At 71.3% G+C, this 11,862-nt stretch carries 6 protein-coding genes; 2 read left to right on the plus strand and 4 right to left on the minus strand.

The genetic code is table 11. The features are described 5' to 3' along the window. Positions 1-11 precede the first annotated feature (11 nt). From ACFQ87_RS29485 to ACFQ87_RS29495, 3 genes are read right to left on the minus strand one after another with little or no spacing between them, the layout of a single operon-like run. A complete protein-coding gene (locus ACFQ87_RS29485) occupies positions 12-3,614 on the minus strand; it encodes a hypothetical protein (protein ID WP_380613883.1) in 3,603 nt (1,200 codons plus the stop codon). Then, positions 3,607-4,761, minus strand: coding sequence for a hypothetical protein (locus tag ACFQ87_RS29490; RefSeq protein WP_380613884.1), 1,155 nt, complete (start codon positions 4,759-4,761; stop codon positions 3,607-3,609). The genes ACFQ87_RS29485 and ACFQ87_RS29490 overlap by 8 nt, the downstream gene beginning before the upstream one ends. Positions 4,762-4,764: 3 nt before the next feature. After that, positions 4,765-6,387, minus strand: a complete 1,623-nt coding sequence (locus tag ACFQ87_RS29495; RefSeq protein ID WP_380613885.1) for a PD-(D/E)XK nuclease family protein — start codon at positions 6,385-6,387, stop codon at positions 4,765-4,767. 147 nt (positions 6,388-6,534) lie between these two features. Here ACFQ87_RS29495 and ACFQ87_RS29500 point away from each other — a divergent pair, with 147 nt between their 5' ends. Beyond that, positions 6,535-8,034, plus strand: a complete 1,500-nt coding sequence (locus ACFQ87_RS29500; RefSeq protein WP_380613886.1) for a serine/threonine protein kinase — start codon at positions 6,535-6,537, stop codon at positions 8,032-8,034. 2 nt (positions 8,035-8,036) lie between these two features. Here ACFQ87_RS29500 and ACFQ87_RS29505 read toward each other — a convergent pair whose 3' ends face one another. After that, positions 8,037-10,046, minus strand: coding sequence for an N-6 DNA methylase (locus ACFQ87_RS29505; protein ID WP_380613887.1), 2,010 nt, complete (start codon positions 10,044-10,046; stop codon positions 8,037-8,039). A 345-nt stretch (positions 10,047-10,391) separates the two neighbouring features. Here ACFQ87_RS29505 and ACFQ87_RS29510 point away from each other — a divergent pair, with 345 nt between their 5' ends. Then, the gene (locus ACFQ87_RS29510; RefSeq protein WP_380613888.1) at positions 10,392-11,834 is read left to right on the plus strand and encodes a glyceraldehyde-3-phosphate dehydrogenase; all 1,443 of its coding nucleotides are present in this window, start codon (positions 10,392-10,394) and stop codon (positions 11,832-11,834) included. Positions 11,835-11,862: the final 28 nt, after the last annotated feature.

Raw genomic sequence — 11,862 nt, forward strand, 5'->3', positions numbered from 1 at the left:
GTCGCGAATGTTCAGCTGCGGTGATGGGTGAGGTCGGTCAGGGCCTCGAACAACGGCTGGTAGAGCAGGCGGGCGAGGGCCGGATCGCCGGGATCGGTGAAGCGGGTCGGATCGGCGCCCTGGTCGAAGTAGGGGGCGAGGACGGACCGGAGTCGGTTCAGCAGGCCCTCGTCGGAGGGCAGCTGGGACGCCTGGACGCTCGGTGCGAGCGCCCGGGCCACTTTGGGGGCGAACCGGGCGTCGACGAACACCACCCGGGCCGGGACACCGCCGCGCACCAGTCGGCCGATGACCTGCCAGATCGTCACCAGCTGGTCCCAGACGAAGGCCTGCTTCTCGGCCTCGGACAGGCGCGAGTAGATGTACCGGCGGGCGAGCAGCCGGCGCCACTCACGTCGGGCCACATGGCGGAAGGCGAGCCCGGCCGAGTCCAGCGTTCCGGCCTTGCGCACCAGATCGGTGAAGGTGCCCTGGTCGAGACCCGGGTGGTCGCGGACGAAGCGGGTGGCCCAGTCGTTGATCGCGAAGATCGCCAGCGCCAGGTCATCGGGACGTGGGTGCGGCCGGGCCAGGAACAGCGCGGTGCCGAAGGCGGCGTTCCGCTGCGCGTTCAGGATGTTGTGCCCGCGCTCCACGGCCATCAAGGGCGCGACGAGGATCTCCGCACGGGGGTCCTCGGCGAAGGTCGCGAGATCGCCGCGGCGCAGGGCGGTGGCGTGTCCGGAGAGCGCGGGGACTGGGCCGCCGCCCCGGACGGCCTGCTCAAGGTCCGCGTCGTCCGCGGCGAGGACCCGTACCCGGCCGTGCCAGCGTTCGATGCCGTGCAGGACGTCGGCGACGGCGTTGGCCTCCTTGTAGCTGCCGGCCAGCAGGATCGCGCGCCGTCTCTCGTCGTCACCGACCAGGGTGAGTTCCTCCTCCAGCGGGCTCGGCGACTGGCCGCGACCCGGGCTGCCGAGCCTGGATGCCATCGCCCGGGCCACGGTGAGCCGGTCCTTCGGGTCGGTGCCGGACAGGCTGATCGGCTTCCCGCTGTCGTCGTAGAGGAAGCGCGTGCGGAAGACGCTGCGACGCACCGCCTCCAGCGACCGTTCCGACGGCTTGAGGACCGCACCGACCGGTGTGAGCACGTGGGCCCGGGTGGACGTACCCGCCCAGCTGGTGCCGGACATCAGCACCACGTGCGGACCGGGGCGGCCGGTCGCCGGGTCGGATCCCAACTCGTGGAGTGAGAGCAGGAGTTCCCGGCCCACTCCGGCGCAGCGGAAGAACCGCAGGGTGCCGCTGTGGCGCCCGGACTCGTCCCGCTCCCGCTCGTCGGGCAGGTACTGGAACCCGAGGACGTTGCCCATCGGTGCCTCCGGGACCAGCGGGGCGTAGTCCAGCGGGGGGCGGCGGGAGAAGTCGTTCCCGGTGGAGTCCAGGTGGAGGGCGGCCTCCACCTGCGGCCACAGGAAGGTCAGCCGTTCCAGCCGCTGGTTCAGCGCTGACAACAGCAGCATGAACTCGACCCGGCGGGCCGTGGTGTCGAGCCACTTGGGGTCGTTCGTCGGCGCGGCCGTGTCGGCGAGGAGCTCACCCAGGACGGTGAGGACTCGGCGCCGGGTGCCCGATGCCGAGAGGGTGGCCAGCAGGTCCTGGGCGAGACCGACCAGGTCGTCGGTCGGGTCGCCGTACGGCCCGTGTCCGCCGAGGGGATCGTCGCGGAACCTGTCGAAGACGGCGGTCAGGATCGCGCGCCGATCCTGCATGGCCGTGTTGTCGGGCTCCGGTTCGGGATCGTCGTTCTCGTACGCCTCGAAGAGCTCGGTTTCGTCGGCGACCCCGTCCGGGGCGCCCGGCGTGACGTTCGGTTCGAACCAGTCGGCCAGCAGCTTCTCCTGGAGGGTCCAGGGACTGAAGTACTCGGTGTCCGCCCACTCCCGCAGGTCCGCGTCGTCGATCAGCCGCTTGTAGAGCCGGTCCGTCGCCGCCGTGACCACGGCCAGGGACGCGGACCAGCGTTCGATCTCCTGGTCGGTCAGCGGCAGCCGGCCCTGCCGGGACAGCTCCTCGATCTTGTGCGTGTGCAGCTGGTCCAGCCAGGACTCGGGCCCGGGCACGACCAGCGTCGCGGACGGCGCGAAGATCTCGTCGAACTTCATCTGCACCGAGTCGGCCTCGTCCACGATGACGATGTCGCTGCGCAGACAGGCGAGTTCGAGGTGGCGAAGCCGCTCCTCGTTCAGGTGGTGCGGCACCGACGACTGGACGAGGCTGGCCGGGTTCGCGATCCAGATCAGGGAGTCCACCAGTTCGCGCGCGGTGCGGTGACGGGGGCACGCGCTCCAGACCGGGCAGCCGTGCTGCTGTCCGGCGGGTCGGGTGCCGGTGGGCGGCGGCGCGGTGTCGGTGCCTCCCGGACGATAGCGCTCGGGGAGGACGATCGGCTCGGTGCCGTCCGTGCCGTCCTGGCCGGCCGTCTCGGTCCGCTCCGGGAACAGCGAGGTGCACGGTGCGTCGGCGTAGCGCAGCGGTTCGGCGGCCTCGGTGCCCCGGAGGGCATCGACGACGCAGACCGTGCTCAGGTCGTCGAAGCCGGGGTCGTCGTGGTCGAGCAGGTTCTCCAGGCCACGGGCGGCCATCCGGCGGTGCAGCCGCTGGACGTGGGTCTCCCGGGTGGTCGGGCCGAGTACCGGGGTGGCGGGCAGTCCGAGGTCCCGCAGGAGGGCGCTCAGCCGCAGCTGTTCGGCGACATCGCCGACCACCAGTGTGGTGCGCATGCCGCGTCGGGCCGCCCAGACCGCGACCAGTGTCATGAGGGTGCTCTTGCCGGCCCCGACCATGCCGACCAGGTGCAGCATTCCGTCCAGGTGCAGCTCGTCGGAATCGGCGAACGACCGGCCGTCAGCGCTGCGCGGGGCCAGCCGGAGCTCGGCGAGCCGCTCCTCCCAATGCCCGCGCTTCGCGGTGTCCGAGGCCTCCTCGGTCCGGTCCATCCAGCGGGCCGTGTCGAGGAGGTCGTCGCGGGTCAGCCGGATCGGTGCCCCGCCTCCGGAACGGGGTGCCGTGAGGTCGTGCCCCGGGGTGGGGTCGGGCCGCAGCTCCGGGGGGAAGGTGACGGAGGCCGGCCGCCGGCGTTCGACGAAGGTGCTGCGACCGGAGGGGGCGAGGCGGAGCTGTCGGCGGTCAAAGTCCGGCAGGGTCGCCAACGCCGTGTCGTAGACGGCGAATCGGTCGGACGCGACGGCCAGGCCGAGCGGCCGGGCCGGCCCGGCCTCTTCCGGGACGTGGTACGCGCGCAGCCGCTCCGGCAGCGCGAGATAGGTCTCCAGTGCCTGCTGCCAGGCACGTCGGCGGCGGAGGGTCCACCCGCGGTGGCGGAGGGCGGTGAGCATCAGCTCGTGGTCCGGTGTGACGGCGAGGCCGGCGGCGCGGGCGAACGGGTACCCGGCGAGCAGGGTGTACGCGCCGGCGGCCGGCTCGTCCGGTGCGATGCGTTCCAATGCCCGGAGGGCGAGCTCCACCTGGCAGAGCAGGGCGGGCTTGACGTCACCCAGTTCGGCCGGGATCTCGCGCCACAGCCGCTTGAGTTCGCGGCTGACCGGCCGGTGCCAGCTGTCGCGGTCACGCACGGATACCTCCATCGGGGGCGCCGCGCAGCCGGGCGGCCGCACGGGCGATCAGGTCGGCGTCGGTGAGCAGGGGCAGGCCCCGGGCCGAGGCGGGGCGGTGCCGACGGTAGGTGTCCAGGTAGCCGGGCCGGTCGTCGACCCGGTAACGCGGAACGACCCAGAACGCCTCGTCGTAGGGGGGTTCCGGTGCGACGGGCCGGGCCGCCCGGCCCAGGAACGCGGGGTGTGCCCAGTCCTTGACGTCGACAGCCCAGACCCGCCCGTCGGGGAAGGTGACGTGCAGGTCGTAGGCGTCGAAGCCGGGCCACATCCGCACCCGGAGCCCGAGCGCGATCAGGGCCTGCTCCAGGTCGGCCTCCGCCCGTCCGGGCCCGGTGACGAACTGCCGCAACGGCCGTTCCAGCTGGAAGAGTTCACCGACTTCCTCGGCGGGCCACAGGTCTCCGACCGGAGCAGGTCCCTGTCGGCGGCAGTGATCGCGTTCACACCACCACGAGCCGTCCTGCACCGGGAGCAGCAGGGTTAGGCAGCGGGCGCAGCCGGCGTAGGCCCCGGCCCGAAGGTGACTCGCCGGGACCGGAAGGTAGATCCGGCGGATCAGTTCGCGCACCGGATCGAGCACATGGTCGTTGGTGACGTCGAAGAACTCGACCGAGGTCAGGACCGGCCGGTTCACCAGCAGCCGCCGGAACTCCGTGTAGGCGTCTTCCTCGCCGCACTCGCGGCAGAGCCGCAGTGCGGTCCTGATGATCTCGCGGTCGCGCTGGTTCGTCGCGCTGTCGGCGGCGCGGTCGGCCCACTCGTGGCAGAGCTCGGTGGGGCGGCCGGAGTCCGGATCGAGGAGGTGGTCCATGCGACCGACGGCGTCGGCCGGCAGGTCGAGCGGCCAGTCGGAGACCGGTCGGTACCGGCACCAGGTCAGGAGCTCCGGCAGACTGGCGGGTGGCTCGGCTCCCTGCAGCAGGCAGGTGAGAACGGTTCGGTTCAGGGCCCGCTGGGCTTCGGCGGGGTAGGGCAGGGAGAAGCCGTCCAGGCCGGTGATCGCTTCGAGCCCGATGAGGGCGGTGGCCAGGGTCCGCAGCAGCGGAAGGCCGTCGTGCGCGGACCACGCGGCGGCGTGCGGCGGCAGGTCGGGGGCGGGATGCACGGGTCAGCTCCCAGCGGTGTGATCGAGGCCGGGACCGCACCAGCGCAGGGCCTCGCAGCCGGTGCACCCGCGGCCCGGAGTGGCTGCGAAGGTCTCGTCCGAGGCCCAGGGGCGGGCCAGGGCGGCGACCACCCGCCTCGCCTCGTCGAGTGTCTCGGGGTCGTCCGGATACAGCTCCTCGCAGGCGGAGCCGTCCTGGTAGAGCAGTTCCAGCTCGATCCGAGCCCGACGCGGGTCGCCACCGAGCACCCCTGCGGACATCAACAGGACGGCCAGGGCGAGTTGAGGGAATGACTCCAGCAGCGGACGTCCCTCCCAGGGGCGGGACGCCGCGGTCTTGGTCTCGCGCCAGACCCAGCCGCCGGCGTCGGCGTACAGGAGGTCGGGGTCGGCGATGATGACGGCGTCGAGCTCCGGGTCGTACGCCGTCACGCGCGGTTGGACCCGCACCACCGCGTCCGGTGGCAGGCCGTCGAGCGGGCAGACGGCAGCGTGCTCGGCGATCATCCGGACGGCCGGCTTGGTCTCCTCCGCCGTGAGGCCCGGCAGGGCGTCCGGAAGCGGCGTGGAGCGGCAGCCGTGCTTGGCGCCGTGCTGTTCGTTGAGCCAGGCGTCCACCGCTCGGCCGCGCCGGATCGCCGCGCTCTCCGGTTCCGCCGACTTCAGGTGCAGCACGCGCGTCAGGTGGTACTTGGCCGGGCAGGCGGCGTGGGAGCGCAGGTCGGAGACGGAGACGCTGCGTCGGCGGCGCTGCCTGCGTGGCCGGTCGGTGCCCAGCAGGAACGGGACCCGGGGGGGCTGGGAGCAGCTCGTCAGGCCCTCGCAGTCGACGCAGGTCGAGCCCGGAATCACCTGGTCCGCGGCGACGGCGCGGGCCAGGACCGGCTTGGCGTGTCGGGCGAACCGCTCAGCCGCCTCCTCGGCGTCCCAGTCGGCGAGGAGCGTACGGGAGCCGTCCCCGCAGCCGACCGCCACCACCCGGACCCGCTCCGGGAGAGCGGTGCGGGCCCCGGTCGGGTGGTAGGGCTCGCCGAACTCCGCCCTCGCCGGAACGCCGGTCGCGGCCACCGCGGCCGCCTCGGCGATCTCCGCATCGGTCCGGGGTTTTACTGAGTTCACGGACAGCAGCCAGATCTCCCTGACCCGGCCGTCCGGAGAGGCGTACCGGCGGCCCCAGGCCGTGCGCTCATAACGGACGGCCCCCCGCGCGTCCGGCGCGACGAGGTCGGTGATGGTCACCCAGGCGTCCTTCACCGGGAGGGTCTGCGGCCCGGGCGCGTACTCGGCGGTGTGCTCCGCCCGCGCCGCGAGGAAGTGGCGTACGGCTTCGGTTGCCCAGGCGAGGTGGGACGGGTGGCAGTCGCGCCGCTGACGGAGTTTGTGGAGCGCCGTGTCAACTTTGGTTCCGTCAAACTCGATCGCGTCGAGTGCGGCCATCACCGGGGCCGGGGCGAAGTCCTTGACAGGCCTTCGGCGGGAGCGCGGGGGGAACTGCTGCACGAACGGTCGGGCGTGGAGTGCCGCGCCGCGCAGGCAGCCGCGGGGGTCCTCCTGGAGCAGGGGGAGCGAGGTGCGGACGAGGCGGGGATCGCCGGTGGTGCCGGCGGGAGCTTGCCAAACGGTCACGGGAGGAGCCCCCTCGGTGGGTTCGGAGCTGTTCGGCCGAGACACCAGGAGAGCGCATAGTTGTGAACTTAGTCAAGCAACGGAGTTTCGTCAGTTCGAGCGCGGTATGGTGAGAGACGCATGATGCCAGGGCGGACAGGGGTGAGGATGAAAAAGGGCGAAGTCGTCCGCGGCCGGTACCGGATCGTCGAGGCGCTCGGTCGGGGCGGCATGGCGTGCGTCTGGAAGGCGATCGACACCGAGACCGGCGAGCTGGTGGCCGTCAAGGAGATCCGGCCGGACCAGTACAACCAGGGTCGCCTCAGTCCGGCCGAGCGGGTGCGCCAGGAGACCGAGCTGCTCAAGCGCTTCGAGCGGGAAGGGCAGTTCCTCGCCGACTTGAACCACCCCGGCATCGTGCGCCTGCTGGACCGCGGGCTCCACCGCGGCGCTCCCTTCCTGGTCATGGAATTCGTCGACGGCGTGCCGCTCGACCGGTTCCTCGGGCAGTTCCGGCCCCTGCCGTTCGGTGCCGCGATCGCCATCGCCGTCGAGATCGCCGAGGCCCTCGTGCACGCCCACGGAGGACGGGTCATCCACCGGGATCTGAAGCCCGACAACATCGTGCTGACGGCGGACGGTTCGGTGAAGCTGATCGACTTCGGGGTGGCCTTCCCGGACCGTCCCGACGCGACCCGGTACACCGCCTACGGCGCCACTCCGGGGACCGTCGGATACATGGCTCCCGAGCAGCTCCGGGGCGAGCAGAAGGTCACGAGTGCCGTTGATCACTATTCGTTCGGGTGTGTGCTGTTCGAGCTTCTGACCGGACGCCAGCCGTTCGTCGACCAGCCCGACCGCAACCGCTCCACCCAGCACCAGCACGATCTTCCGCCGTGCGTCAGCGAGTTCAGGCCCGATGTCCCCAGCGACGTCGACGACCTCGTCTGGTGCCTGTTGGGCAAGGACCCGGCGCAGCGGCCGGGCGGTTTCGACCGGGCGCTGGACATCCTGCGCGCTCATCTGCCGGCTGCCGGATCGCCCGCGCCCAGTCGTGAACTCGTGCCCGACCCCACCGCCCGCTACCGGCTGCCCGGCACGGTGGCCGCCGCGCCGGCCCCCGCCCGCGTGGAGCGGCGCCCGGTTCCCCGGCGCGCGGCCGGGCGGGGCGCGAGGCCGGGGGTGGATCGTGCCCGGTTCGACGAACTCCTCGCCCTGGCCGGGGCCGAGTCGGCAGGGTACGACGCCGGTCCCGCACTGGAGGCGCTGGAACAGGCGCTGGGAGACGCGCGCAAGGCCTGGGGGCTCGGTCATCACCCGGTGGCGCGGGCACAGTTGCTCTGCGCGGACGCTGCCAGGGGCCGTGAAGCCTGGGCGGCCGCGGGCCCGTCGTACCGGTCCGTCGCGCAGGCCCTGGAGTACAAGGCGGCACCCGACCTTCGGATCCTCGCCCTGGAGGCGCGGGTCGGGTGGGCCGAGTGCCTGATGGAGACCGGCGATCCGCAGGGTGGCTTCGACGTCTGGGCCGATCTGGTCCACGAGGTCGCGGGCCTGGTGGAGGGGCCGCCCGGAGTCGTGGCCCGTTGTCGTGAAGTGGCCGTGAAATTGGAGAAGTTCGGACGGGGAGAGGAAGTCCGGTCATTCCTGGAGCTGCTGCTCCAGGAATGACCTCAGGTTCGGGGAAGTCGGCCGGACGCCAGCAACTCGCCGAGAGCCTGGCTGATGTCACCGGATACCGTGCGAAGCTCCCTCACCGCCTGGTCGAAGGCGGTGAGTTGCCGGTAGACCTCACCGTAGGCGCGCTGTTCCTCCAACGGGAGCCGGGGTACCTGGAGCCGGCGGACATCCACCCGGGACGACGTCGAGGCGTGGGTCCCGGCCTGCCGAGCGTTCGCGGGCGAGCGCAGACAGCCGGCCAGGAACCACGAGTCGAGGACCGTGGGATCCACTCGGATCAGATGGAGTTGCGGGCCGAGGACTGTGGGAGCCTCGGCGTCGACCCAGGCATCGAAGGCCCGGAGCGCGCCCACCACGACCACGTCCTGGGAGGAGGTCACCGTGAGGATGCCCTCTCGTTCACCGGTCTCGGTCTCCACCGCGGGCAGCCAGTGGCGCGCTTCGTCCGGGTATCCGAGATCCGGGACCGTCAGGACGCGGACCGCGTCGGAGGGGCGGTCACCACGGCGTAGCCGTGGTTCCGGAAGGGCCTGCCCGCTGTGCAGTTCCAGCGCCCCGGCCAGTTCCAGATCGCCGACCGTGGTGTGCGTGACGGCGCCGTCATCCTGCGCGGGGGACAGTTTGGACAGTGCCCGGCCGACGTCCCGGGCCTCGCCGAGCCTGAGGTCGAACCGGGTCCAGGACTGCCGCAGGTTGATGGCGGCCGCGGAATCCGGAGCCGGGACATGCCGAGCGGGGGTCAGGTCGACCTGCTCGTCCAGGAGGTCGATCACCGGCACGGAGACGCAGGCCGCGGCTTCGTCGTCTCGGAGTGCGTTCAGAACGGTGGCTCGCAGGGCGGGCCAGTCGATAGAGGTCTTCCCGGGTGACGGCGCGCCTGCTCGTCCGACGGTGTCCACCAGCCGCACGACGGAGCCTGCCGGGTCCTCGGAGGGGCGGGACAGGACCCAGAGGTGCAGGCCCACACCGTGCGGGGGAGCCGCACCAGGCGGAAGCGCGATCACCGCACGCAGCGCGCCGGTGCGCAAAAGCGCACTGCGAATTCGTCGACCTGCCCGCCGGGCCGCGACAGCGGGGGGCAGCACCATGACAGCGGTCCCCTCCGCCGCGAGGGCGGCGACGGCGTGCTGGACCCAGGCGAGCTCCGGCTCGGTGCGAGGAGGCTGTCCGAACAGCCACCGGGCGTCCGTTGCGAGTTCGGCATGCCCCCAGTCGCGCTCGTTCGAGGGCGGGTTGCACAGCACCACATCGGTCTGAACGGCTCGCAGGGCATCGGCCCGCAGTGTGTCCGCGACGACGACTCGGCCGCTGGCCCCCGCCATCAGCAGGCGGGCCGCTGCCACTGAAGCGAGGACCGGGTCGACGTCCTGCCCGAGCAGCGTCGGCTCATCAGGCCCGTTCCACCGTCGACCTGCGGCCAGCAGGAGGGATCCGGTGCCGCACGCCGGATCGAGGACGGTTCGTGCCGGGGCGTCGCCGAGCCACTGCGCGAGGTCGACCATGAGCTCGGCCAAGGGCTCCGGCGTGGTGTTGATCTGGCGCACGTGCGTGCCGAGCCAGCGCTGGAGCAGGAAGTCGAAGGTCTCCGAAGCACCCTCCTGCTCGGCCAGCCGAACGGCCTCCTCGGCCAGCGCGACCTGCTCCGGACTCAGCTGCGGAAGGGCCGGCAGGGCGTCCGGGGCGCCAGTGCGGCTCAGCTCCGCGCCGACGGCGGACAGCACTGCTCCCATGGCGCTCCGGTCGCCCAGTGCTTCGACCTTGGGCCAGAGGCGTTCGAGCCGGCCGACGGGGGACTTGCTCTTCTTCCTCTGGCTCTTCCTCCCGTCGAGCCACTTCTCCACCTCGGACAGGGAGAACAGGGGGTTCGCGTCGCTGCCGCTCACCGGGCTCGGAAAGCTATCGTGCCGGCGGCGCCAGTTGCTGACCGCAGCGCGTCCGACCCCCGCGATGCGGGCGATCTCTGCGAGGGTCACCGAGACGACCGGTTCGGCAGGTTGCTGCATCAGGTTCTCCGAGGACGCGGGTGGTGGGATCGAGCGAGTCCTACGTGCTGTCCCAACGTATCGCGCGCCGATGTCGCCAGTCAGTGTGTTGCTTGACTCAGTTTACAGCTCGACCGTGCTCGGGATCGACTAGATCATTCGGGCGGCAAGGGCACCGTTCGAAGACCCTGGAGGTGGCGGTGATCACGCCCGATAAGGGTGGCGGAGGGCGGGCGCGCGGGTGAACGCGCAGGTCGGCGGCTTGGGGGTGGTGAGGGTGGAGCGGCGGAAAGTGGGACCGGCCGTGGGGGCGGGAGCGGGCGAAGCTACCATGTGGGCAACACCCTCAGCTCGAAAGATGGACTTGTGACTGTCAACGACGACGTGTTCACGGACTGGAAGAACCGCGAGGAGATCGCGGAGTCGATGATCCCGATCATCGGGCGGCTGCACCGGGAGAAGGACGTCACCGTCCTGCTCCACAGCCGGTCCCTGGTGAACAAGTCGGTGGTCAGCATCCTCAAGACGCACCGCTTCGCCCGGCAGATCGCGGGCGAGGAGCTCTCGGTCACCGAGACCATGCCGTTCCTGCAGGCGCTGACCACCCTGGACCTCGGCCCCTCGCAGATCGACCTCGGGATGCTCGCCTCGACCTACCGGGCGGACCACCGCGGCCTGTCGGTGGAGGAGTTCACCGCCCAGGCCGTCGCCGGTGCCACCGGTGAGAACAAGCTGGAGCGCCGGTCCGCGCAGGACGTCGTGCTGTACGGGTTCGGCCGCATCGGCCGCCTGGTCGCCCGTCTGCTGATCGAGAAGGCCTCCGGCAACGGCCTGCGCCTGAAGGCGATCGTCGTGCGCAACGGCGGCGGCGACGACCTGGTCAAGCGCGCCTCGCTGCTGCGCCGGGACTCGATCCACGGCCAGTTCCAGGGCACGATCACCGTCGACGAGGCGAACAACAAGATCGTCGTCAACGGCAACGAGATCACGGTGATCTACTCCGACGACCCGACCAAGGTCGACTACACGGAGTACGGGATCAAGGACGCGATCCTGATCGACAACACCGGCAAGTGGCGTGACCGCGAGGGCCTGTCCAAGCACCTGCGCCCCGGCATCGCCAAGGTCGTGCTGACCGCCCCGGGCAAGGGCGACGTGCCGAACATCGTGCACGGCGTCAACCACGACATGATCAAGCCGGACGAGCAGATCATCTCCTGCGCCTCCTGCACCACCAACGCCATCGTCCCGCCGCTGAAGGCGATGGAGGACGAGTACGGCGTGGTGCGCGGCCACGTGGAGACCGTCCACTCGTTCACCAACGACCAGAACCTGCTGGACAACTACCACAAGGCCGACCGCCGTGGCCGCTCGGCGCCGCTGAACATGGTGATCACCGAGACCGGTGCCGCCTCGGCCGTCGCCAAGGCCCTGCCGGACCTCAAGGCGAAGATCACCGGCAGCTCGATCCGCGTGCCGGTGCCGGACGTGTCCATCGCGATCCTGAACCTGCAGCTGAAGCGCGAGACCAACCGCGAGGAGGTCCTCGACTACCTGCGGGACATCTCGCTGACCTCGCCGCTGAAGCGCCAGATCGACTTCATCGACTCGCCCGACGCGGTCTCCAGCGACTTCATCGGCTCGCGCCACGCCTCGATCGTGGACGCCGGCGCGACCAAGGTCGACGGCGACAACGCGATCCTGTACCTGTGGTACGACAACGAGTTCGGCTACTCGTGCCAGGTCGTGCGGGTCGTGCAGTACATCTCGGGTGTCGAGTACCCGACCTTCCCGGCTCCGGCGGTCTGATCCACCGGTTGAACGGTTTCGACGGGGC

The organism is Kitasatospora sp. NPDC056531 (genome assembly GCF_042794375.1).
Lineage (GTDB): Bacteria > Actinomycetota > Actinomycetes > Streptomycetales > Streptomycetaceae > Kitasatospora.